The organism is Dictyobacter halimunensis, from assembly GCF_036245075.1.
Map to the genome: position 1 here is coordinate 973,420 of NZ_BSRI01000002.1, position 25,389 is coordinate 998,808.

At 53.6% G+C, this 25,389-nt stretch carries 17 protein-coding genes; 5 read left to right on the plus strand and 12 right to left on the minus strand.

From position 1 onward, the window contains the following. The first annotated feature begins 49 nt into the window (after positions 1-49). Together AABA21_RS18110 and leuB are read left to right on the plus strand one after the other, a co-directional pair. Positions 50-1,123, plus strand: a complete 1,074-nt coding sequence (locus AABA21_RS18110) for a Gfo/Idh/MocA family protein (protein ID WP_338252601.1) — start codon at positions 50-52, stop codon at positions 1,121-1,123. A 104-nt stretch (positions 1,124-1,227) separates the two neighbouring features. Then, positions 1,228-2,346, plus strand: coding sequence for a 3-isopropylmalate dehydrogenase (leuB, locus tag AABA21_RS18115; RefSeq protein ID WP_338252603.1), 1,119 nt, complete (start codon positions 1,228-1,230; stop codon positions 2,344-2,346). A 29-nt stretch (positions 2,347-2,375) separates the two neighbouring features. Here the strand turns inward: leuB and AABA21_RS18120 are convergent, their stop codons facing one another. From AABA21_RS18120 to AABA21_RS18160, 9 genes are all read right to left on the minus strand, one after another. After that, positions 2,376-2,618 (minus strand): hypothetical protein, encoded by a 243-nt coding sequence (locus AABA21_RS18120; RefSeq protein ID WP_338252605.1) that lies wholly within the window; start codon positions 2,616-2,618, stop codon positions 2,376-2,378. Positions 2,619-2,639: 21 nt separating this feature from the next. Further along, the gene (locus tag AABA21_RS18125) at positions 2,640-7,226 is read right to left on the minus strand and encodes a response regulator (protein WP_338252607.1); all 4,587 of its coding nucleotides are present in this window, start codon (positions 7,224-7,226) and stop codon (positions 2,640-2,642) included. A gap of 162 nt (positions 7,227-7,388) precedes the next feature. Next, entirely contained in the window at positions 7,389-9,389 is a 2,001-nt protein-coding gene (locus tag AABA21_RS18130; RefSeq protein ID WP_338252609.1) for a methyl-accepting chemotaxis protein, read from the minus strand. 75 nt (positions 9,390-9,464) lie between these two features. Then, positions 9,465-10,070: a chemotaxis protein CheW gene (locus tag AABA21_RS18135; protein WP_338252611.1), complete on the minus strand. Its 606-nt coding sequence runs from the start codon at positions 10,068-10,070 to the stop codon at positions 9,465-9,467. Between the two features lie 113 nt (positions 10,071-10,183). Then, positions 10,184-10,549 (minus strand): response regulator transcription factor, encoded by a 366-nt coding sequence (locus tag AABA21_RS18140; protein ID WP_126594861.1) that lies wholly within the window; start codon positions 10,547-10,549, stop codon positions 10,184-10,186. 108 nt (positions 10,550-10,657) lie between these two features. After that, positions 10,658-11,089, minus strand: a complete 432-nt coding sequence (locus AABA21_RS18145; RefSeq protein ID WP_126594862.1) for a response regulator — start codon at positions 11,087-11,089, stop codon at positions 10,658-10,660. Further along, complete coding sequence (locus tag AABA21_RS18150) at positions 11,089-12,492, minus strand: DUF4388 domain-containing protein (protein ID WP_338252617.1); 1,404 nt, start codon at positions 12,490-12,492, stop codon at positions 11,089-11,091. Before AABA21_RS18150 ends, AABA21_RS18145 begins: the two co-directional genes overlap by 1 nt. A gap of 719 nt (positions 12,493-13,211) precedes the next feature. Continuing rightward, positions 13,212-13,934 carry a response regulator transcription factor gene (locus tag AABA21_RS18155; protein ID WP_338252619.1) on the minus strand — a complete coding sequence of 241 codons (723 nt, stop codon included), beginning with the start codon at positions 13,932-13,934 and terminating at the stop codon, positions 13,212-13,214. 100 nt (positions 13,935-14,034) lie between these two features. After that, positions 14,035-16,728, minus strand: coding sequence for an ATP-binding protein (locus AABA21_RS18160; protein WP_338252621.1), 2,694 nt, complete (start codon positions 16,726-16,728; stop codon positions 14,035-14,037). Positions 16,729-17,602: 874 nt separating this feature from the next. Between AABA21_RS18160 and AABA21_RS18165 the strand changes: the two genes are divergently transcribed. Then, positions 17,603-19,267, plus strand: a complete 1,665-nt coding sequence (locus tag AABA21_RS18165) for an alkaline phosphatase D family protein (protein WP_338252623.1) — start codon at positions 17,603-17,605, stop codon at positions 19,265-19,267. Positions 19,268-19,450: 183 nt separating this feature from the next. Here the strand turns inward: AABA21_RS18165 and AABA21_RS18170 are convergent, their stop codons facing one another. Then, positions 19,451-20,572: a lipocalin-like domain-containing protein gene (locus tag AABA21_RS18170; protein ID WP_338252625.1), complete on the minus strand. Its 1,122-nt coding sequence runs from the start codon at positions 20,570-20,572 to the stop codon at positions 19,451-19,453. Further along, positions 20,569-22,899: an MMPL family transporter gene (locus tag AABA21_RS18175; protein ID WP_338252628.1), complete on the minus strand. Its 2,331-nt coding sequence runs from the start codon at positions 22,897-22,899 to the stop codon at positions 20,569-20,571. The genes AABA21_RS18170 and AABA21_RS18175 overlap by 4 nt, the downstream gene beginning before the upstream one ends. Positions 22,900-23,224: 325 nt before the next feature. On the opposite strand from AABA21_RS18175, the gene smpB reads away from it, so the two are divergent. Together smpB and AABA21_RS18185 are read left to right on the plus strand one after the other, a co-directional pair. Beyond that, positions 23,225-23,722 (plus strand): SsrA-binding protein SmpB, encoded by a 498-nt coding sequence (gene smpB, locus AABA21_RS18180; RefSeq protein WP_338252630.1) that lies wholly within the window; start codon positions 23,225-23,227, stop codon positions 23,720-23,722. 6 nt (positions 23,723-23,728) lie between these two features. Beyond that, a complete protein-coding gene (locus AABA21_RS18185; protein WP_338252632.1) occupies positions 23,729-24,097 on the plus strand; it encodes a VOC family protein in 369 nt (122 codons plus the stop codon). Here the strand turns inward: AABA21_RS18185 and AABA21_RS18190 are convergent. Continuing rightward, positions 24,082-25,380: an MFS transporter gene (locus tag AABA21_RS18190; protein ID WP_338252633.1), complete on the minus strand. Its 1,299-nt coding sequence runs from the start codon at positions 25,378-25,380 to the stop codon at positions 24,082-24,084. The two genes, AABA21_RS18185 and AABA21_RS18190, sit on opposite strands and share 16 nt — an antisense overlap. Positions 25,381-25,389: the final 9 nt, after the last annotated feature.

Here is a 25,389-nt window from a genome sequence, read left to right on the forward strand (position 1 = left end):
CAGTATCTGCCTTACAACCTGTGTAATGTAGTAGAAAGAGATAGTGAAGATGGATCTGACATCTCTGAATGTCGCGATTGTCGGCTGCGGAAATATCGCCGGAGCCTATGCAAAGACACTGAAACCTTATCCACAGATTAAGCTATTAGGTGCTACCGATATCGACCTGGCGCGAGCCGAAGCCTATGCCGCCGCTCACGGCGGCAAGGTCTATCCCTCCCTCGAAGCCATTCTGGAAGATCCGGAGGTGGAACTGGTAATTAATCTGACTATTCACCATGCGCATGCTGAAGTCATTACAAAATGTCTTAACGCAGGCAAGGATGTATACAGCGAGAAACCACTCGCGCTCACATCGGAAGATGCGTTACGCCTGGTGAAGCTGGCTGAGGAAAAAGGTCGTCGCCTGAGTAGCGCGCCGATCACGATTATGGGCGAGGCCCAGCAAACCGCATGGAAGGCCATTCGTGACGGACGTCTGGGTACGGTTCGACTGGCGTATGCCGAAGTCAACTGGGGCCGCATAGAATCCTGGCATCCCTCTCCAGGTCCTTTCTACGAAGTAGGGCCACTCTTTGACGTTGGCGTGTATCCTCTGACCATCCTTACGACCATCTTTGGACCAGCACGTCATATTACGGCCTTTGGCAAGGTACTCTATCCCGATCGTGTCACGAAAGAGGGGGTAGAATTCCATATTTCAACACCCGATTTCGCGGTGGCCGCCATCGAGTTTGAAAACGGAGAGGTCGCGCGTCTGACCACCAATTTCTATGTCGGCCATCACAGCAAGCAACGTGGTATCGAGTTCCATGGAGACAAAGGCTCTCTCTACCTCAGCGATTGGCAAAACTTCCAGGCCGAGGTAGAATTTTCAGAATTCGGCGGCCATTATGAGCCAGTCCCGTATGTAAAAGAACCCTACCAGGGGACTGAGTGGAGTCGCGGTGTCGTAGACCTGGCCGAAGCTATCCATCAGCACCGGCCACAACGCATTACCGGCGCGCAGGCGGCCCACGTGGTCGATATCCTGTGCGGTATCCAGACATCGTTCCGCGAAGGAAGACCGGTCTCACTGACATCGAGCTTCAAGCAGCCAGAGCCGATGGATTGGGCACGCTAACTTAATATCGTCTATACAATTCTTGCTTCCCTGCCAGAAAGAACTTCGCTCCTTCTGGCAGGGATTGCATTACAGATTCACAACTATAAGAAAGGCGAGCCAGTATGGGAAACTACACAATTGCCGTTTTACCTGGCGATGGGATCGGGCCAGAGGTTACCGATGAAGCTATCCGTATCCTGGACGCGGTAGCCAGTCGCTTTGGACATAGCTTCACCTATCAGAAGCGCCTGGTGGGAGTCGCCGCGATCGAAGCCGAAGGAGACGCTATCTCCGATGCCTCGCTGGAGGTTTGTCAGCGCAGTGATGCCATCTTATTTGGAGCCGTAGGCGGCCTCCCCAGCTATGATGGCAGCCACAAAGTAAAGCCAGAACAGGCCTTATTTAAGCTGCGTAAGGGGCTCCAGTTCTTCGCCAATCTACGCCCCGTCAAGCCGCTCAATAGCTTACTCAGCGCGTCCCCTATCAAAGCAGAGGTACTGCGCGGCGCCGACCTGGTAGTTGTGCGCGAACTAACGGGGGGGCTCTATTATGGTCACCTTGAGCCACCCGTACCGGGCAAACCAAGCGAGATCCGTCAGACGGAACAGGGCAAGAGCGCGATCGACACGCTCCTTTATAGCGAGGCAGAGATAGAACGCATCCTGCGCGTCGCCTTTGAGGCCGCCCGTGATCGCAAGAAAAAAGTTACCTCTGTGGATAAGGCCAATGTGCTCAGTTCCTCCGTCCTCTGGCGCCAGGTTGCCAATCGAGTGGCCGCTGACTATCCCGACGTCACCTTTGAACATATGCTGGTCGACGCCTGCGCCATGCACCTGATCCGCAAACCTACCAACTTTGATGTCATCGTCACGGAAAACCTCTTTGGTGATATCCTCACCGATGAGGCCTCCATGCTCGCCGGTTCTATGGGCATGCTCCCCTCCGCCAGCCTGGGAACCCACGAGACAGCCCATGGACGTCTTGGACTCTACGAACCAATCCACGGTTCCGCGCCAGATATCGCTGGACAGGGCAAAGCGAATCCGATCGCGGCCATCCTTTCGGCGGCCATGCTCCTGCAATATTCGCTGGGCTTAAAAAGCGAGGCCGCGGCGATCGAAGCGGCGGTTGAACAGGTTATCCAGGCGGGCTATCGCACCGAGGATCTGCGAGAAGAAGAAACGAAGGTGCTGAAGACGCAGGAGATGGGGCAAAAAATAGCGGCCGTCCTGGCTCAATAAATCGGAGCAAAACGGCCACGCGGGCGAGACTAGCCCATCATAGGTTTGGGACAATGACCCAGGGATTTTAGCTTTACCCGGGTCATTGCCACTTTTTGGAGGAGTTCTTCAGGAGAGTTCTCACCATTCTCACCTGAAATACTCGCGGGCGCGGCGGTCTCATCCTCCGTCTGCGCCTGTCCCTGGTCCAACTGAGACTCCAGTTGGGCCAGTTCATGCTCAAGCATTTGACGCTGAATATACCAGCGGGTAACCGATCTCTCAACGCCCATAGCTATCTTTATCCTCTCTCGTTAACGAGCAATGGCGCCATAAACCAGTGAGTTAATGGTGTTCAACAATTCCTCATCCTGGTATGGTTTGACGACATACGCGCTCGCGCCCAGCGACATAGCACGCTGCTGGTGCTTGGCGGCCGCGCGAGAGGTTAGAACGACCAGCGGTAAGGTACGATACTGTTCCTGCGCCCGAACCGTTGAGATCAACTCATAACCGTCCATACGCGGCATCTCGATATCGAGTAGTACGGCGGCCGGGGTTTCGAGCGAGATCATCTCAAGGGCCTCAACACCATCGCGAGCCATCTGCACCGTCCAACCATGCTGCTTGAGCATGTTACTGACGACGCGCCGCACGCTTGGGCTATCATCCACCACCAGAATGTGCTTGCCACGCTCAGGATTTGTTGGTGCCGCAGCCGCGGGTCGTGACGGCAGGTTTTGCTGCTTATTCGACACGTCGACGCGCTGTTTCACCTGCCCCACAGGAGCCGCGGAATCGCGTTTGGGCAACGGCGTATTGATCTTCGCAGAGAGCAAGGAGTTCAGTTCCAGTACCAGGACCACATGCCCATTACCAAGAACCGTACCACCAGCAATACCGTGAACCTCTCGCAGGTGCGGTCCCAGGTTCTTCATCACAATATCAACTTTGCCGCGTATCTCATCGATCACTAGCGCGACACGATGACCGCCAGCATTCACCAGCAAGAGCTGAGCTTTGTCTTCGATCGTGGCAGAGCCTGATAGGGATAGATACTGGGCCAGCATATGCAATGGATAGAGATCATTGCGTACTGAGACGGCTGGTTGACCACCAGAGTTCACGCGCTTAAAGTTATCCAGACGCCCGATCGATTCAACGTGGACAGTTGGGATAGCAAACTGCTGTCCGCCAACGCGAACCATCATGGCGCTCTGAATCGCCAGGCTGGTTGGGAAGGTCATGGTAAAGGCTGTGCCCAGACCGGGAGCGGTCTCCACAACCAGCGTACCGCGTAGCCGTGAAACACTGTCGCGCACTACGTCCAGACCAACGCCACGTCCACTCTCTTCGCTCAAGACTTCCGCGGTAGAAAAACCGGGACGGAAGATCAGGGCAACCACATCGTCTTCACTGATCTGCTGATCCGGTCGAATCAGACCACGCGTGATCGCCGTCTGGCGCACATGATCACGATCGAGGCCATTGCCATCATCACGCACGGTAATCATAATCTGATTACCCTCATACGACGCCGATAGCTTGATCTGCCCCGTAGGGGACTTGCCACGCTGGATACGCACATCTGGCGTCTCGATAGCGTGGTTTACCGCGTTACGTACCAGGTGCAGCAACGGACCGGCAATCTCTTCATACACTGTACGATCAACCTCGGTCGTTTCGCCTTCCAGCACAAAGTCGATCTCCTTGCCCTGTTTGAGCGCGACCGCGCGGGCGGCGCGATAGAGGCGAGGAGCCATGGTGGACAACGGCACCAGTCGCACCTTCATCAGGCGATCCTGGAACGTCGTATTCAGGCGATTTTCACGAGCGAACACACCCTCACATTCACGGATAATGGTATCCATTTCTGTGCTCAGTGTCGCCATGTCCGAGATACCCTCATTCAAGCCACGTGCCAGTTGATGGAACTCTGTGTAGCGGTCGAGTTCCAGCTCATCGAATTCCGACAGATAATCCTGTGCGCCAGCAGGATTGCCGCCCTGACTGTTCTGGTTTTTCGGAACGGGCAAGCCAACCGAAGTGCCGGGTCCCAACAGGAGGTTGGAATTAACACGCCCGATGCTCTGGTCACCCTCGCCTGGCATGACCTGCACCGATCGACCGCTGGGCAAGGTAGCCGCTTCAAAACGACTATCCAATTTCTGACCGACATCGTTCAGGCGATTACTACTAACAGCCACGTCCGATACCAGGCGAACCAGGCGCTGGATGCGTTCTTCGAGCACACTACGGTTTACCAGCATCTCACCGAAGAGATTGACCAGTTCATCCAGCTTTTGCAGGCGCACACGCACGCTCAAATCTCCACGGGCGCGCGGGGTCAGTCCATCAGTGGTTTGCTCGCCAGTCACCACGTTGGAGGACTGAGAAACATCGTTACTATTGTCATCATCGTCCAGATCTTCTTCTATCATCTGGACTGAAGAGCTACGCTCACCCAGTAGCTCCACATAGCGCTTATGCAGTTCACGAACCTTAATATCCGCGATAGCAGAATCATTAGCGGTAATCAACAGTTCCAGGGCTTCGGCAGTATCTAGAATCAAGCTGACGACCGTGGGCGAGATCCCCATCGTGCCTTCCATGATCAGGTCCAGCAGGTCCTCAGAAACATGGCTTAGATCGGCGATGGTTTTAAAGCCCATCATACCTGCGGCCCCTTTAAGCGTATGGGTCGCGCGGCGAATACCTTGAATGAGGTCGCGGTTTGAGGGATTCTTTTCCAGGGCAGCCACGTGCATACCAATAGCCTGCAGATGCTCTTCAGCCTCTAAGCGAAAGATCTCCGCCGCCTCTTCACCAAAGTCATTGGTGCTAAAAGAGCTGGCCGTGGTAGATTTTCCGGTTGATTCAGTCACAGGCATGGATACAACAGGAGATTTAGGCGCTGGCAACGATTCGGGTCCAGCCGGAGCCACATCGGACGGCGGGATGGTTGTCTTTAAGCGGTGCGTGTCGTTCTCAGCATCGGCGGAATTGCCAGATCCAGCCAGGCGTGTAGCCAGCGGCAGAGCTTCATCTCCACCGGTACGCATGATCTGATTCAGGAACTCCTGACGCACCTGAATTTCGATCTCACTGCGCAGACGCGCTTCAAGATCTCGCGCTGACTCAGCATTTGTATCAGCCGTGCCCAACGCGCGCTCCTGCAAGCGCTGCATCTCCGCATACTCTTCCCGCACTTCGCTCCGGATCTGTTGTTCTAGCTCGGCCCGTTCACGTGCGGAGATAGAGGTCTGGGGCTCGTACTCGCGACGCATCTCCTCACGCAACTGTGCTTCGATTTCGGCCCGCATGGCTCCAGGATCACCCTGGCGCTCAAATGTCACGCGTTCGCGCCACGCATTCATATCCTGGTCCACGCTGACATTCCAGGGGCTCCAACCATTCTCCTGCCCTGATTGCCGGGGGCCATTCAACTGTTCAAAGGCCGCGCCACAAGACTGAATAGATACGTGCAATTGCTGCAGGGTAGAGGTAACCTGTTCATTTGTGAGCTCGACTCCACCGGTGATATTTTGCATAAGATCCAGGACCTTTTTCAGCTTGGAGTTGGCCACCCACATAACTGAAAGAGGCAGATAGCGTCGAACCTGCTCAGGGCTATTGCGCAGATTCAGACCCATAGCCTTGCCGGCCCATTCTTCCATACGATCGAGAGCGTCTTTTGAGCCATTTAAGAAGCCCTTAAATTCGCTGCGCTGCGTCTCGATCACATCCATGGCATCACGCAGTTGATACACGGCACTCTTTAACGAGGCCGCCTGTTCCTCCAGGCTTTGCGCCTCCTGCTGCATATCTTCATATATAGCGGGGACATTTTGCCCCTGGCCCTGATCATATACGGCCGGCACATTTTGCCCCTGGTCCTGGCCGTATAGAGTCGGGATATTTTGTTTCTGGTCCTGACCATATCCATCCGGCATCAGATGAGCGATGGACTGTGGATCGATATGAACCGGTGCATTGCTCGGCTGGGCGGAAGCTGCGGGTGGCATCAGCCACTGATCATCCCAGAGAGGCTGATTGGTGGATGGGGCCGGCTCTGGCTCAACGGGTGGAGGAGCAACCGGTTCCGGCTCAGGTCGACGCCGGGTCGAAGCCATCAACGCCTCAAAAGCACTGGTTGGCGTTGGGTCCTGAAAAATACTGAAGTTGGACTGTGACAACGCAGGCGGATTGATCACATCTGGCTGCGCAGGGGTGGCAGGGATAGATGACATAGAAGAGGTGTTATCAAACCGCGCATCCAGCTCTGGCTCCTCAGGCCAGCCAATATCTTCACCCGAGGCCACAGGCTGAGTGCGGAAAGATGCCAGCACCTCATCAAATGATGGCATCGACGAAGGCAATGGAGACTGCGGTGGAGACAACTCAAAAGCCGGAGCAGGCGAAAGAGAGGCTGACGAATTAACAGCTGGAGTTGCTTGCGTCGATTGCATCTCAGTACCGCCCGCTGCAGGTGAGGCAGCCGCCGCATCTACTTGAGCACGATAGCGAGCGTAGTCGGCATCATCCTCCGCAATCACAGCTTCTTCATCAATACCACCGCGGATACCCTCCAACAGTTGACGCAAACGGCCCAGGGAACGCTCCAACAATCCACGTGAGAGATCGTCTAGCGTAATCAGACCATCTAATGCATCACCCAGGATGTCCTCCATACCATGGGCTACGTGAGCCAGGCCAGGAAAGTCCATCATGGAAGCGGAACCGCCAATGGTGTGAGTGCGGCGGTAAGTTTCTTCGAGGGCATCCATGTCGCCAGGTGACTGTGCCAGTCGCCCGAGATTCGCCTCGATTTCTGGCAAATAGCTATTCACCTCTTCGATAAACGAGTCGAGGACGGATAGTTTATCAAATGTGTTCGACATGTTGCGCGTACTCACTTAACTATTCTGGTGTTATCTTTCTCAATCCCGCCGTGCAGATACAATAGAGCAGGGAGGGATAAATACGAGAAAGATAACACCTCACTTCTATAAGCCTGCTCTCACTTTTTCGCTCACACGATGATAGCAGGCCTATAAGAACAATTACTGATTCTGGTCGTGAATGCCACTTTGCCAGCGCGGGCGTGCATTGTTCCCTTGGCCAGGCTGCTGCTGTGACAGTTGCTGGAACGGTGGTGGAAGCAATCCAGAATTAGGTGCCTGCTGCGCAAAGCCGGGATTACCATTCGCCTGGTTGCCATACTGTGGCATGCCAAAGCCTTGATCCATTCCCTGCTGCTGGCTATCAAAATCGCCCAGATTGCCAAAATCGAACTGATTTCCACCAAAGAACTGCTGGTTGTTATTGATGCCAAAGTTACCAGATGAGGGCACCTGTTGTGGCATGCCTGCCGGAGAAAACGCGGCAGGATTGCCGAAGTCGGGGCGCTGCCCAAAGTCTGGCTGGCCGAAATCTGGCTGACCAAAGTCTGGCTGCCCATTGGCCGCGAATTGCCCTGAACGGCTACCCAATGAGACCAGTGAACCCGTGTTCCCGGGTTCAGGAAGTGGCGGGAAGTTGCCCGAGAAATTCTGGCTCCAACCACTATCGGACCCACCACCCAGCATAGCGCCAAAGGGTTGCTCACCGCGCTCAGCAGGTGACTCAGTTACAGATGTCGCCATATTAGAGAACGAGCCAAGCATGTCATTTATACGATCAGGCAGGCGGAAAGTTGAAACGGAAGCACGCAACTGCTCAGAAAGCTCAGCCAGGTAACTTACGCTTACCGCCGCTTCCTGCGTGCCGGCGTCGGTCTGACGGGTGATTTCAGAGATACGGCCCATGGCTACGGCCACCGCTTCAGAGACCGAGGTCTGTTCATTCGCGGCACGAGCAATATTTTCAATCATTTGAGCTTGTCGCTCTACTGCGCTGTAAATAGAGTTCAGAGAACGACCGGCATCATCGGCCAGTTGCGATCCTTTAACCACTTCCTGCGTGCTATCTTCCATAGCAACCACGGCTTCGTATGTATCGCCCTGAATACTCTTGACCAGCGTCGCGATACGTTTGGTCGACTCGGTCGAACGTTCTGCCAGCAGGCGGATTTCATCGGCAACAACGGCGAATCCACGACCGTGCTCACCCGCCATAGCGGACTGAATGGCCGCGTTCAACGCCAGCAAGTTTGTCTGGTCGGCGATGTCTTCGATGATACGTACGATTTCACCAATTTCGTTTGAGCGCTCACCGAGGCGCTTAATCTTTTTCGAGGTTTCCTGTACGTTCTCACGAATGAGCATCATACCTTCAATCGTCTGACGTACAGCTTGCTGACCATTGTTCGCGCTACGCAACGCTTCTTGCGCTACGTCCACACTCAGCTGGGCGTTACGCGCCACGTTTTGAATAAATACGGCCAGCGCTTCCACGGCCTCGGTCGTCTGGGCGATCTGTTTCACCTGTGTCTCAGAGGCCTGCGCCAGTTCAGCCGAGCGATCCAGAATACGGCGAGTCGCGTTGGTAACCTGTACAGCAGTTGACTGTACACGGCCCACAACCTTCGCCAGCTCTTCAATCATATAGTTGAATGAGTCAGCCAGCACACCCAGGGTGTCCGGGGTTACTTCCGCCTGGACGCGCAGGTCGCCATCACCGACCGCGCTTACCTCTTGCAGCAGCTTCTCAATCTGCGCCTGCAGGGCCGCCGCATCGTTACCAGAGCCTCCCATTGAAATGCTGGGGGTTGAGCCCTGGTTATCCAGGATGGCATTTAAGGAGCTCGCCAATTGGGCCAGCTCGCTGTCGCCATTCACCGTCGCACGCACCGAGCGATCCCCGCTCATGAAATCGCGGCAGATCTCAGCCAGGCCCAACAAACGGCTCTTAACGCTATTTTGTACATAAAGACTTGAACCAATACCAATAATAAGAGCGAGCACGGCACCAATAACAGCGATAATACCGATCGTTGGGTTAGAACTAAAAGACAAAAAAGCAATAACAATAAACACTATAAAAGGAACAACGAAGGAGCCAAGTAACCCTATGGTAAAAGGGGCACTCAACGCCGAACCACTTTTATTTTGATCAGGATTCATCCGCCAGACCTCCATTGATAAAAATATATCTATCTCAATTCAGGTAGCCTACAACAGGCCCCCGCACTATTATCATTAGGCCTTATAGCGCTGCATTTTTTCGGAGAAAAGAAGGCGAGCTACATCCAGGATGATGATTCCACGATTAGGCAGCACTGCCCCACCCATAGCATATGGAGCCGCCCAGGAGGGAATGATAGCCTGGCGCACATTTCCATTGATAGCAGTAGCGGGAATCGGTAGCATCTCACTCACACCATCCACCGCCAGGCAGATGACCATCTCGTTCGCCTGTAGCGATAACAGGCGAGTTTGTGGTGTATAGGGCACCTGCTCTAAATCCAGAAACATTCGTAAGTCTACCACTGAGACGATGGAACCTCGCAGGTTCATCACCCCTCTAACCCAGGAAACAACATTAGGAACCGGCGTTAACTCGACCAGCCGCTCGACGCCTTGCACTAGCTCAGCCTTCACAGCCAGTTCACGATCAGCAAGAGAAAACACCAGATATTGCTCCCCAACAACGGCCGGGGGTGAAGTCTCTCCATTGGGAGATCCATTCACACCAAATTGCCCCTGCGCCAGTTGCAACTGCAGAGCCGCAACCGAGGGAGACTGTGAGATTAATTGCTGAATTGCAGCAAAGGCTTCACGTTTTTTCTGATCTTCACTGGACACAAAAACTTACTCCATAGAGAGCACAAGAAGCGAGAGGCATCCCATGCGACATGTGTGGCAAGGAGAAAGAGAGCGGCGTCCGCCGTCAACCCTGGCCCTGCCCGTACGACTACTTAAATAAGGCGTCGCACACTAGCTACTAACTCATCACCGTTAAAGGGCTTGGTAATATAGAGGTCAGCCCCTTGCCGCATCCCCCATGCCTTATCCAACGGGGTGTTCTTCGACGTCAACAAAATGATGGGGATATGCCGGCTCACGTCCGAGCTCTTTAATTTACGACATACCTGAAATCCATTTTGCTTCGGCAACACAACATCAAGTACGATACAGTGTGGACGTTCTTTAAATACTTTTTCGACTGCTTCATCGCCATCAACCGCGGTCACAACATCAAAACCGCTGTTGCGCAATGGCGTCACAATCATCGTTAGTTCTGTCCAACTATCGTCCACAACAAGTATTTTCTGCCCAGGCATCCGATTCTAACCTTTCCTAATGAGCCAACCTAGCAATGGGAAATTTAGCCTACCCTCCAACCCTCCCGACCAAAGATGCTGAACATCACAGGTACTGATATTGGAGATTTAGCCGCGATAGCGTAGGCGAGGGCGTGTCCCCTCTTGTTGAGCAGGTACACGTTCTTGCCAGTTCGCAAGGTGTTTCTTGACTGTTTGCACAAGTTCAGCCGAGTCAAATGGTTTGGTGAGATACTCCGTCGACCCTGCTAAACGACCGCGCATCTTGTCAAACAAGCCATCCTTCCCACTGAGCATAATAATGGGAATTTGTCGAAACTGCAAGTGTTTGCGTATTATCTGGCAAATTTGGTACCCATCCATCCGCGGAAGTTGGATATCAAGCAAAATAAGGGCTGGCATCTCATCGGCGACCGAAGTCAACGCGCTCAGACCATCTCCTACCGTCACCACTTTGATGTGTTCTCTCTGGAGAGTCATCTGCACAATTTTGCGTACAGTAGGACTATCGTCTACAACAAGTACCGTTGGTTCAGCCATCAAATTGACCTCCTTCGCGTATCAGGCGACCACATTTCCCCATTGTTGTCGGCGGGGTTCTGCCAATTTTGTACAATTCCAAGTGATGAGGGTTGGATAGCATCTCGACCTCGCGAGTTCTGGGTGTTGCGATGCGCCCGGTAAATCTGGTATTGCTGAACCTCGTGATCAATCTCTGATAAGAAGATTCGCCACGCGACATTCAATTGGCGCCCGATATGTGAGTTTCCGACCTCGTCGCGCAATAGTTCGGTAAACACCATGCGCAAAAAGGCGACCAGGCCCTGAACTGCTTCCCAATAGAACTCTTCTAACTGCTCACCCTTCACGACTTTGTTAAGCGTCAGTATATCATTACAGTCGAGTTGGCCATAGTGAAACGTTGCTGTTTCTAGAATCGGAAATTGCTGCTGTGATAACGCCTGCAGTTGTGGCACAAAACGGCGTTCAAGATAACGAGCAATTTCCATGGAAGGAATTTTGCCTCGCCCGCGTAAGCTGCGCGCGTATAAGCCATGGTGCACAAGGAGACCATTAATACACTCGGAGAGGGTGGTAATTAAACCAAGGAGATGTTGAGCTGGATTGGAAGCCTGGCGCTGCTGTGCTAGCAGATACTGGCACTTGATAATGATGTTTGAGAGGTCACCCTGCAACTCGGTTTCCAGTGCGGTGTCTACCACTTCAATCAGATTTAATTCTAACAGGCGAGCCATAACGCGAGCAATCCTGGCCTCTGGAGTCATCAGGGCCAGCGCGACCGCTTGCAGAGTGAGCTCTCCATTGGCGAGGCATAGCACTTCAATGCCTTCCTGATTCAGGCCCAGATTGCGCACATCATTGCTGACTTCTGGTTGCCAGCGAGCCACCGTGGTGCGGGTAAGATGGGTCACCCCCTCGGCGCTAATCTCTTCCCATTCATCAGCCTGGCGTAGAGCTTCCAGCAAGACGGAATCAACATCCAGCGCCTGCATCTTGCTCTCCATCGGGATAACCTGGCGGTGAAAGGCGAAACGACCATTTACCCAGCGTAGGGCATGACTGATCGACTGCGTCACCAGAAATTCCAGGCGGCGCTGCATCTCTCCGGCAGTCATCCAGCCGCGCTCAACCAGCAGCGCGAGCGACATCTGCATATCTCCGCGCGCCAGTTCTCGAATATATTGCGCACGTGGCGGATCTAATTTATTGAGTAAACAGAGCATGCCCAGCACGTCGGGTGGGGGCACTCCGTCTTCATGTAATCCTACAATTTGCCCTTTACGCAAGCTGATTGAAAGCGTCTCTGGTCCCGAAGTCACAAATAACTTTCCAGTTTTTCCGCTCAGGGCAAGCATCTTTAAAATGGATTGGAGACCCAGGGTCTGTAAGTCTCCATCCATGATACGGTCTTGCTGCTCCATTCTTCTCTCAGTTCCTTTATCAGACTAGCTTGCGGTATAAGTAAGATAATCAGTGCGCAAGCGGTCTTGGTGCGTGTCCGCCGTAGATATATCCATCCATAGTTCCACAACGCACGCTATAAGCAAAATGCGCATGCCCATTTATCAGATATGCGGGGCATCCGCATGTAATTGCTGTGTTAAAAGCGCTGCTATCCTTCACTCGTGCTTTCTGATAGAGCCAGCACATACAACACGAGCGATAGACGCATTTTTTACCACACACATAGCTATTTTTATTTTTCTGTATGATACAAAGGGAGACCCTTTTTTCGATTATTGTGAAGAAATTTCCCTCTTAGCGCCGTAGGTAAAAGGTTGTCCTCGTCCTCCCCACACATCCTATCTTGATGTCATCCCAGGTCCGTACGCCTATATCATAGTATTATGCACGGCGCTAGTACCTGGTCCCCATGATCAACAGTTTAACCGACCATAGCATACTAGAAATCCTGATTTTCCACCACCCCCCACATACCTCTGTTATCTGCCTCCATCATACATCGGATTGCAGGACAATACCAGAACTTATTATGGTATACAGTAACACAAAAAGGAATGCTTTTACCAGCCAGAACAATGATCACAGGCCCGGGAACCTCATGTTAAAAGTGTACCGCTAAATCAGTCAAGTCGCTATAAAAAAAACACAAGATGGCATTAAAATTTTATTAAGGATTTTAATTTTCTCCTTGCGATCTGAAAACGTAGCCAATCCCTGGCTCGGTGACGATATATCTCGGCCGCGATGGTTCCGGCTCGACTTTAAGCCTGAGCTGGCGCACATAGACGCGTAGGTAATCGGCCTCTTCGCCATACTCCGGCCCCCAGACGGCACGCAAGAGTGCGCGGTGTGTCATGACTTTGCCCGCATACAACATGAGTTGCCGCAACAGTTCAAACTCTGTCGGTGTCAGGCGCACCTCCTGCGAGCCCGCGCGCACCTGGCGCCGTACGATATCCATGTACAGATAGTCGTCCTCGCTGGTCAGTATTTCTGGCTCCCGCTCGTTCGTGGCCTCTTTCGTGCCAGCCCGTCTGAGACAGGCTCGTACGCGAGCCTGGAGCTCGTCGTTGCTGAAAGGCTTGGTCAGATAGTCATCGGCACCATAATCAAGCGCCTTGATTTTCTGCTTTTCCTCCGCCACGGCTGAAAGCACAATAATGGGTGTCTGTGTAAACTGGCGTACCTGGACGCATACGTCGACACCATCAATACCGCCTGGCAAGCAAATATCCAGTAAGACCAGGTCTGGTTGATGAATCTTCACCATTTCAACCGCTTGCTTTCCACTTTCAGCGACCAGCACCTCGTAACCACCTACGGTCAGATTGCGGCGCAGAATGCGCTGAATTGGCGGCTCATCATCAACGACCAGTATCCGTTTCCCTTTCACCCTCATAGCGTTCCTCCATACAGGTATCCCAACCTGCAACAATGCCTTCCACCCCGACATCGGTCATCCCCGGGCCAGTCAATTATGCTCGAATCGGCAGCTGCGACTAGCCACGTTCCGTTCTCTGTTCATTCCGATGGATCATCGTCTGGGGATGAATCGGCAGCAGAAAGGTAAAACATGTCCCTTCACCATCCGCCGCCTCAGCCCAGATGCGACCCTGATGGGCTTCTATGATCCCCTTACAGGTTGCCAGCGACAGCCCATTGCCATAAAAAGATGCATGGCTTTGAAATGAGGTAAAGATACGCTCTCGCTCATGCTCTGGTACGATGACCCCTTGATCAATGACACGCACCCGCAATTCTTCTCTCTCATCCTTTACCACATCGATAAATAGAGAGATCGTTTTATAATCTGAACTGTGCCGCGCGGCATTCTCGATCAGGTTATACAATATCTGTCCCAAACGTGCATGATCTGCATAGATCAGCGGCAAGGAATCTTGAAGCCGCAGCTGCAGCTGACGATTTCCAAGGGCACGCTGCAACTTTGTGATGGTTGCGTAGAGAATTTCTGAGACGTCGCACCATTCAAGTTTAAGCTCCATCGCCCCCATTTCTATGCGTGAAAGCTCGATCAGCGCGTTGACCAGCATGGTAAGATGATCGGCCTCGCTATCAATATCGACCAGCATCTCATTGCGGTCATCTTCATTCCACACCAGGTCGGCCTGTAAAAGACCCGTTACCGCGGCTTTGATCGTTGTCAGCGGCGTGCGCAGATCATGTGAAAAGGCCGAGAGCAGCGCGGAACGATTCTTTTCTTCGCGTACCTGCTCGGTTATATCCTGCACCTGTAAAGCAATGCCTTCCAGCTGCCTGGCCTGTGTATAGAGAGGATAACAATGAAATTGGTAGTGATGATCGCTGGCCACGCTATCCTGGCTCGTCTCGCTGGCCACCCTTTCTGCACAGGGCTGCGCCATCGTTTCCAGTGGCTCCTCAGCCAGGATACAGCGAAATGCCTGCCGGTAGATACTCTCCTGCGTAAAGTCGCGTAGATAGGCGCGTACCTCATTGTTGTTGCGCATCCGTGGCAAAAGATGTGAAAATACCTCTTCGATCGAGGGCCTCACTGATCGGCCCTGCACGACAGAAGATACGAGCAATTGCATGTGTGGATAATATTCTGTAGCCATCGTTTCCAGCTTCCATTCACACCATTGGCGCGCCGCTGAATTCATATACAGGCAGTATCCATCCAGGTCAACAACAAACCAGGGATCACGTACCCAGTTGGTTGATTGATTGAGATGACCAATCAAACGGTTAAGTTCCCCAATCATGCCGACATGTGTCAGGGCCGATTCTGATGGCTGCGTCAGCAGCGCCTGAGGTTCAACATTGGTAGCACCGGGCTGAAATGGCGCGGACTCAAATAAGAACGCTGAGGACGGTAAGGGCTCTGTTGACAGTGAAGAAATAAACGGATCGTTCGTTTGCTCGCTCTCGATCGCATAACGGATGCTTTGCAGATTGCGCTCACCCTGGGTTAAGAGCTGTTCGCTGATCCAATGCATGAGCTGGCTGAAATTCAAACCATAGGTGTGCTGGGCATGGGCACGAATCTCTTTAAAGATGCGGAGCTCTTCACGGAGCTGCTCATCCGTAGTGCTCTCTTCATATACCGGCTGCAACCGATCAAACTGCTCGATGGCCGCTTGAAATTGTCTGCGTTGATCCAGGGAGGCCTGTAACATGCCATTGTGGATGGCGATGGTAGCCTGGTTCGCAAAAAGCGCCAGGATGTCGCTTTTGAGGGGCGTGAAGCCACCTGCCTCAGTAGAGCATAGGGCCAGGATACCATAAACGGCTGATCCGGTGGCCAGTGGATAACAGTAAAGCGAACGGAGTCCGAGTTCGCTGGCCAGCGGTTGATTCTCTGGATAATGCTCATCGCTGGCAATGTCCTGTGAACCCAACGGCTGGCGCCGCATGAGCGTTTGCCAGAACATATTCTTTTCGCTGACCCTTCCCTGCTGCTGCAAAATACGTTCCAGTGGCTTCGGATCCACCTCGCATTGAGCTTCCAGGTACAGGGTATGAGAACGGCGGTTGAGCAAGAGCATAAACGAGGAGACGCTGAGTGCATTCGAGACCCCGGCCACAATCTGCTGCAGGACGGTGGAGAGCTCCATTTTAGAGGTTAGCGCCTGGCTCACATCCTTCAATGCCCGGCGCTGACGATCCTGGATCGCCGCATTCCCGCCCAGTTGCACCCCCTCGATCGCGGCGGCCAGCATTTTGACGACGGCATCCACCAGCCGCTGCAGATGCTGATCGGCATAGGTGTGCAGTCCTGTGCTACCAAGCTCCAGGGTGCCCAGGACGCTATTCTCGACCATCAGCGGCGCGATCAGGGTCGAACGCAGCTGGTGATAGCTACTTAATACATCACCACTGGAAGAGGGGGAGCCATCCAGCCCTTCAGGATAATCGTGTACCTGCAACGAAGGATTCCGCAAGACTTGCTCTAGCATGGAGTCAGCCAGTGGATATTGATGCAGGCGCGCCTTCCAGGCCCGACCTTCATCGCGCTGGCAAACCGTTACGCGTACGGCCTGACGGTCGTGACGGAGCAATACCACCCCGAACACATCGAAAGGCACCGCCAGTTCCAGCTCTGCTGCCAGCACGGTATAATCAGGCTTGGCCCCGCGCACGCTAAAAACAATACGAGCTACGCGTTCAATAATTGCAGACTCTTCAAGAGCAGAGGTATGTGTTCTCGCTTCCATTGCTTCCTGCCAGATTTCGCAGCCACCCTCATCATCCTCAGCGTTGATGAGATCCCTTCCCTATAAAATGAAAAGGTGAGAGGCATATCAGGTGTACCGAATACGCTTTGCGTTGCATAGAACCAGCGGCACGCAAAGGACACAATAAATACACATTGATCATTGTTTATACACTTTTTAAGAGGATGCAAACAAATACATGCAAAATATGTTACAAATCCTCATCTACCTACAAAATACCTGTTTGCTATTGTCACAAAGTATACCACATCCATGCCGGGGCTGGTCAATGCCCATGGGTGATGTTTCGATTATTTTATAAAAAAAAGTCGATCAGCAGATTGCCTCAAGCAGCCTGATAACAACGTTTCCCCCACCCAACCTGCTCAAGTCCTCTATGATTTCTTTCTATTTACTTAATGTGTCTTTGAGCAAATAAACGGCTCGCAGACAGGTTTTCTCCGAGGCTATATGGTGGTGCAGCAGGGCCGCGTCCGCGGCCCTGCTGCACCACCATATAAAACTAGCGCGGCCGCACTGGTTTTGTATGAGTGTATCGGGTGCGCGGCTGCGCACCCGATACACTCATACAAAACTGGCACGTGAGTACCACAGGGATGAAAACAGCCCCTGGTATGTTGGTGCCCCGGGTGCGCGGATGCGCACCCGGGGCACCAACATAAAACCAGTGCGGCCGCGCAGCGGACGCACGTGCGGGGGCGCCCACATGCCACCCGATAATGGGAGTAAGACCCATTCATTTTATACGAAAAACAGAGGAACCTGTTTTTCGTATAAAATGAATGGAGTATTCCCTACCTGGGCGAAGTTAAAAATTGCCAGACTCCCTGGCGGGAAAGAAGAAGAGGAATTAATGGCTGAACTTCTCGTTGGACCGCTCGTACGTGCTATCAACCCGGACAGTGTCGTCATCTGGGCCGAGCTAACAGCGGCTGAGACTGTCACGCTGCTTGTTTACGCGGATACACAATCAGAAACTATCGTTAGACAAAAAACAACCATGGTTGGCGGTCACTATTATGTAGCGCTTGAGCTGCGTAATTTACAGGCCGCGACCTGGTATACATATCAGCTTATCGCGGCATCTACAGGAAAAGAGCTCACACAGACCTCCGGCTTACCCGGCAAGCAGTGTTTTCGTACCCTGGCGGCATCTACATACAAAGATCCACTACGCATTGCCTATGGTTCCTGTCGCAAGGCGGAGGCCAACCAACCAGATGTGTTGAGCGCGCTGGGATACTGGTTGAGTGAGCACGCCGAGCAACGCGAATCGGTATGGCCCCATCTGCTGCTATTGATTGGCGACCAGATCTACGCCGACCAGCCCTCAACCGGCATGCAACAAAATGTACCACAGATTGGTGATCAAGCAACCACTTATGAAGATTTTTGTCAGTTCTATCACTACGCATGGGGCACCGATAGCGGCGTGCGCCAGGCATTGGCCGTGCTTCCCACGTATATGATCTTTGATGACCATGAGATTACCAATAACTGGAACTTTATGCCCACCTGGCTCTCTTCGGCCATTAAGGCGGGCCGCGAGCAGTTACTGGTCGATGGACTGGTGGCCTACTGGGTCTACCAGGGCTGGGGCAACCTGCGGCAGCAGGCAACACGGCATCCGTTGCTCGAGGTTATGCGGCAGGCCGCCGAAAGCGGCGAGGACGCCATAGAGCCGCTGCGCGATTATGTACGTCGGGATCTTTATGGCGAGGTGGGACTGCGCTGGCACTATGAAATACCATCCACGCCGCCCATATTCGTGGCCAATGCGCGCACCGAAAGAACCACCATCACAACCGGAAAAGAAGAAGACATTCTGGCCCCGACGCGCATCACCAGTCGCGACCAGACGCACGATCTTCAGAACTGGTATGCCAATAATCAGAGCCCCCTGGCGATCCTGGTCTCGTCCGTACCGGTCCTGCTGCCACCGGCTATTGGCTGGCTTGAGTATTTAATGGGGCAGCGTCTCTGGCTGACGAAAAAGGGGCTGGGGAGCCATCTGGGACTGCGGCTGGCGCGCGTACAACAGCGTCTGGCGGCCAGGCTAAGCTTTGATCACTGGCCGCACTATCCTCTATCCTGGCACGACCTGCTGCAGCTTTTTCAGCAGCCGAAAGATACACTGATTCTCTCTGGTGACGTGCATTTTTCTTACGCGCTCACAGCCAGATTAACGCATCAATCAGATAGTGACACCTATCTCTACCAGTTTGTCTCCACTCCCCTGCAGAACGAGCTCAGCCCATCCGACCAGAAAAAGATAAAATTGCAGTCCAGAATCTCCAGTTGGAGCTATGGGGGTCTAAAACAGAGCATTCTCCCGCTGATGTCGGACAATGACGCGGTCCACATCGATCACAATCTACTGTTTGAAAATACGCTGGCCATCATCACCCTGCAGACCGATAGTCAGGGACATTACATCCCCCATCAAGACTACCTGGGCATCATCAATGGTCAGCTACAAAAAATCGCCACCACCATCCTACCAGCGCTCAGACAATAATGGACTGATGCCCATAAAGTAAGTAGTAGGATGTTACCGGTGTGGCATGGATACACCAAGACACGTAATATATATTGCCGGTGGTGTGGCGCGGATGCGTTACACCACCGGCAATATATATTACGTGCGAGCGCCGCAGGCGCGAGACTGTGCGGAGCCTCTCACCAGCGCAATGCTAACAGGCTATCTAGTATAGCCCGTTAGCTCAACATACCCTTCGCCAGAGATCGGCTGGCCTTTCTGCTGTCCCTCGATGCTGACGGCACCTTCCCAATAGACGTTGCCAGTCGAATTCGTTACGACCAGTTCCTGATTCTTCAAGAGAGGCCTGATCGTCAGGGTTGACTGCAGGTGAGGATCCTTGATATCGATGCGCCAGCCTGAAGGGTACGTGATACCCGTCGTTGGACTGGCCCATTTATCCAGGACGATCGCTTTCAACGACTGCTCGGGCAGCACATAAGCCTTTCCATCGGCATCGGTATAGCCGATATACGTCGAGATAGTTTTGCCGCTGGCATCGCGAATAAAGTACAGCATGATCTCGGTTCTGTTGTTCAGCTGGATACTGTACCAGTCCCAGCCGCCACCACCCAGGCTGAGGAAGTTGCCCCATTGATGGTCCATCCAGGCGGTACCGGTAACCTTTAAGGACTGATTATGGTCGAGCAGCGTACCACCAACCTGCATGCGCGTGCGCGAATAGTAGTAGGAGAAGCCGCCAAGACCATAGGTGATCAGCCCGTTACCGTTGTGCAGGGTCGGAGCCTTGAGTCCGGTCAGATTGAGATTCATGGCGTAATTCTGCATTGAGGCTACCAGATGGTCCTTGCCGTTCAGACCCTGGGCGGACCAGTCGCCAACATGCACATCGATGCCCGGCGTTGCCTTTCCCCCTGAAGAAGAAGGGGTCACAAACTGTGTGAGGCGCCGCTGATCATAATGGAACTCGCCACGCGTAATATCGCTAATAGCAAAATGGGCGGGATACACCGTGGGTAGGTTGCTACGTATGGCCTGAAAAAAGACCAGTTCAAACCCATAGGTATGCGACTTGCCGGACGCATCAGTCGCCTGCATATGACCGGTGTAGTACCACCATTCGGTGAGGTCATTATGCTTCCCCTCGTCGCGTGGGAACTCGATCGGTGGCAGAACCGTCTTCGTTGGCTGCTCACTGACCTGTGGCAGCGTCGCCGAGGTTGTGGTCATGCCAGGAAAGGCACAGGATGAAAGTAGCAGCGTGAGCAACAGGCCCCCAACCGCCAGCATCCAGACCGACGTGTAACGCATCCACAGCCTCATCTTTTGCCTCCTATATGTATATTCGTATGTGTGTTCGCCTGCTCGGCCGTCGTCTGTTCATTATCTGTATCCACTGATCCCATGTACTCGGCCAGGGCGGGTGGATGGCGCTGGACGCCGGCGAAGGGCAGCCACCAGTTCCAGGTACCCAGCAGGCGCATGGTGGCGGGAACCAGCAGACCACGCACCAGGGTCGCATCGATCACCACAGCCAGGGCCATACCCAATCCCAGGGCTTTAACCAGGATCATGTCAGCAGTAGCAAAGCAGGCGCTGACCACGATGACGATGACGGCCGCGCTGGTAATAATGCCACCGCTACGCTGCAGTCCCAGCGCCACCGCCTGCCTGTTGTCGCCCGTCTGCCAGAACGCCTCTTGAATGCGCGACAGCAAGAAAACCTCGTAGTCCATCGAGAGGCCAAAGATCGAGCAGAAAAGCAGGATGGGGCTGGACGCCTCAACAAATCCCAGCGGGGTAAAACCCAGAATCTGGTGTAAGAAGCCATCCTGAAAAATCAACACCAGGGCGCCATAGCTGGCCAGAATCGACAGGGTATTCATCACAATCGCCTTCAGGGGCAGCAACAGCGAGCGAAACAGTAGCAGCAGCACGATATAGGTGGTGATAGATATAACCAGCACGGCAACCGGAAAATCTGTATACAGGGAATCGACGTAATCGATATTGCCCGCCGTGCCACCATCAACTAGCACAGATATGCCATGGCCAGGTGCGGTATTGCGAATCGTCTGTACCAGCGCCTGCGATTGCGGATCAACCATACCATATTTGCTAACCACCTCCACCAGCAGCGTATCCCCCGAAACAGACGACTTCAGAAAGGCACCGATATACGGGTCAGCGATCAATTGTGGGTGCGCGTAAAGCAACTGGTACTGATCCAGCGTGAAGCGTGGATCGGCGCTCACAATGCTATCAACCCGGTCCACGCGTGGATCCGCCTCGATGCGCTTGACGTAGTAATACAGATTCTTGATATTCTCCGGCGTCAGGGCATTGCCCGGCGTATGCACGGCTATCAGAATAGGCGTGGTCTCGCGCTGATTGAAACGCTGCATCAGCAGATCATACGCGGCGCGCGAGGGCACATATGATGGCAGGATCGAGGCATCGGGCGCCGAGAAACGGACTCCCAGAAAGGGTGCACCAAAGCTCAGCAAGAGCAGCAGGACGGGAAAGAAGACGCGTAGCGGATAGCGCATTACAAAGTGAGACAGGCGATACCAGAAGCCATGGTGCGGCTCCAACTCTATATCTGTTCCCACCGGATGCCGCTTGAGGCGGGGAAAGCGCACAGGCAAGGCATTGACCTTTAGCCCAAGAATCGAGAGGAGCGCCGGTAGCAAGGTAATGGCAGCCGTCACCGCCAGCACGACCACCAGGATGCCGCCCAGACCAACGGAATGCAGCATATTGATGTGGAAGAAGGTCAAACCAAACAGACCGATCGAAACGGTCAGGCCGGAAAACGTAACAGCCCGGCCCGCCGTAGCCACGGTCACCGCCACCGCATCTTCGATGTCGCGTCCATGCAGCAATTCCTCTCTGAAACGGCTCACCATAAAGAGCGAGTAATCGACCCCTAAGCCCAGGCCAAACAGCGTCGTAATATTGAGCACAAAGATAGAGAGAGGGGTAATATGACCCAGCGCAAAGATTAAAGCCAGGGATACCACCACGGCGAAACCGCCAACCAGCGCAGGCAAAGCCGAGGCAATCACTGACCGGAAGACAAACAGCAAAGCGATAAGAGCAAAAGGAAAGGCTAAAAGTTCGGCCCGCCGCAGATCATTTTCACTGACGCTTTGAATATCTTCATAGAAAACGGGGCCGCCACCCACGCTCGCCTTTAAGTCGGGGACCTTCTGTAGGCGCCGCTCTAGCTCCGGCAATAGTTTGGCCGCCGTGTTCGCATCAGGCTTCATCTCGACATTCACATACGCGGCATGGCGATCCTGCGAAACCTGGCGTGGATTTTCCAGGTAACTGGTGACCTGCGCCACCTCGGACCAGTTACGAATATTGGCCAGGGCGCGCTCGGACTGCTGACTGAACTGTGGATCTTCGACCGTATAATGGGTGCTGGTAAATATAATCTGTACGATCGTTTCATTGACATGCAACTTTTGCGACAGCGTATCAATCGCCTTCTGAGACTCCGAATCGGGACTTTCAAAGCCACCAGATTGCAATACCTGATTCGCCCGGGGCGCGAAGGGGAGCGCGAGCACCGCGGCAAGTATCCATAACCCAACAATCAACCAGCGATGGCGGGTGGCAAATTTGCCTAAACGGTAGAACATAATGTAACCTTTCTCTAGCATAATGCAGTGGGCAACGAACTCTCTCGTTCTGTTGTATGACGACCCTCTATGCCCGGTGGGGTAATTCTCTAAAGAAGAGGCTAAGGTCGACTATAAGAGCCGGGTGTTGTATAATGAGGACATCACCCACTACCTGTGTATGAACACATCCCTTTTTCCTGGTACAAGATTTCTGACGGGTACTTTTTATCTTACCAGGTAGAAAAAGAACCTGCTACGCAGTGTTCCTGCCGCACAAAAGAGATCGTAACACCATTGTAAACGATACGGCAGATAGACGTCCTTTATCTAAAGGAGTTTGAGTATGGCTAAAGCAGCCCCGGCAAAAAAAGCAAGCACACCAATCGAGCATGTGCCGATCAAGGTCATCTCGGTCAATCGGCAGGCCTATCACGATTATGAGGTCGAGCGCACCCTGGAGGTTGGCATCTCGCTCGTTGGAACCGAGATCAAGTCGATTCGAGAGGGAAAGGTCCAGTTGCGCGGCTCCTATGCCATGGCGCGCAAAGACGAGATCTGGCTGGAAAATGCCAATATCGCGGCCTACGAACACGGCAACCGCTACAATCACGATCCGATGCGCACGCGTAAACTGCTGCTCCATCGGCGCGAGATCGATCAGCTCCTGACCAGGGTCGCGACCAAGGGCCTGACGCTGGTCCCCTTAAAGCTCTACCTGAAAGGTGGGCACGCCAAGATAGAACTGGGACTATGCCGTGGTAAAAAGCTCTACGACAAACGAGCGATGATCGCCAAACGCGATGCCCAGCGCGATATAGAACGTATTGTGAAAGGTAGATGATCCAGTATGTCGATTACAGGCATTCATCACGCACAGATTACCATTCCACGCGGGGCCGAGGAGCAGGGGCGGCAGTATTATTGCCACCTGCTCGGACTGCCCGAGATCGAGAAGCCGGACTCCCTGAAGGGTCGCGGCGGCTTCTGGCTCCAGGTAGGTGATCGCCAGGTTCATGTTGGAACCGAAGACGGTGTGGAGCGCACCAGCACGAAAGCCCACCTGGCTTATCATGTAGACGATATCGCCACCTGGAAGCAGAAGCTACAGGAGCATGGCTTTGAGGTCCTGGAAGGGGTGCCGATCCCAGGCTTTGAGCGCTTTGAGACGCGCGACCCCTTCGGCAATCGCCTTGAGTTCATTCACTCACTGGCATAGATAGATTTATCATCGCTGTACCCTTCGCCTTTCTTAAACAGCCAGAAGAGGGAGAACAATGCCACCAGGGCCAGCAAAGCGGTGAGATAGATCAGCCCATCGAAGCCAAAGCGATGGGCGAACATCCCACCAAGGCCGTTCCCCAGTATCTGCCCCAGGCCCAGAAAGATGGAATAGAGGCCCATCACCATCCCTCGATCTCTAGCGGCCTCTTCCGAAATATCCGCCAGATAGGCCAGTGCGGCCGGAGCAAAACTGGTTTCAGCGAACACGCCGATCAGTAACAGAGGTAGCCAGACATAGATCATAGTAGTATCGCTAGCACCACGATGATTGATGCCAAACAGAGCGATACAGGCCAGGTACACGCCAATAATCGAGGTAAACATCAGGCGCAGGCGCGCAATCTTCTGCAGGAAAAAAGCCCAGAACAACAAACTCAGGCTGAAGAAGAGGACGATTCCACCCAATACCAGACTCAACATACGTCCCCCGCCGGGTCCGCTCATGCTTCCCATCAGCAGTTGATGAGGATAGCGCACGGGCGTTGAGAGAATAAACGTCAGCTGTGAACTCAGCCAGATGCCCACCAGGGCGCTGATGCAGAGCCAGGCTGGTAGAAATGCCAGCAGGCGTGGCATACGCAGGATACGCAGATAGCGCCTCGCGGTCTCACCAATCTTCCTCTCACTGCTGACAGCCTGGTTAGCCACCGGCGAAAGCCACATGCACCAGATAACCAGTATATAGCTGACAGCCAGCCAGACAAACGCCCCACGCCCAAACCAGAACCAGAGCAGGCCGCCCATAACGGTCCCCACAGCGATACCACCACTGGTCACCAGTTCATACAGACTCATGACGCGTACGCGCCTGCTTTGATCGCGCACCGTCAGATCGGCCAGGTAGCCAAGCACAGCGGGAACGGTAATGGCTCCCGATAGGCCAGCCAGAACTTGCAGGCTCAGCAAATAGGGTAGTGGCTGGTGGGCAGGAGTAAAAAAAAGCAGGCCAGCCTGCAACAGACCAAAGACAGGTCCCAACACCAGAAATATACGTCTCCCCCAGCGATCACTCAATCCACCCATAAAAGGGGCCAATGTAAGTTCAGAAATATAAAAAGCTACCGGCAACAAGCCAACTTGCACACTGGTAATCTTGTGAGCCGTGCTGGCCGCCATGTGTGCTAACAAGAGGCCCAGCACAATCGTGCTGGCGCCAGAATTCGCACGCAGGATAAGGGTTCCCACTAATAAAGGTGTCACAGTGTGCCTGCGAACCATACCCCCCTC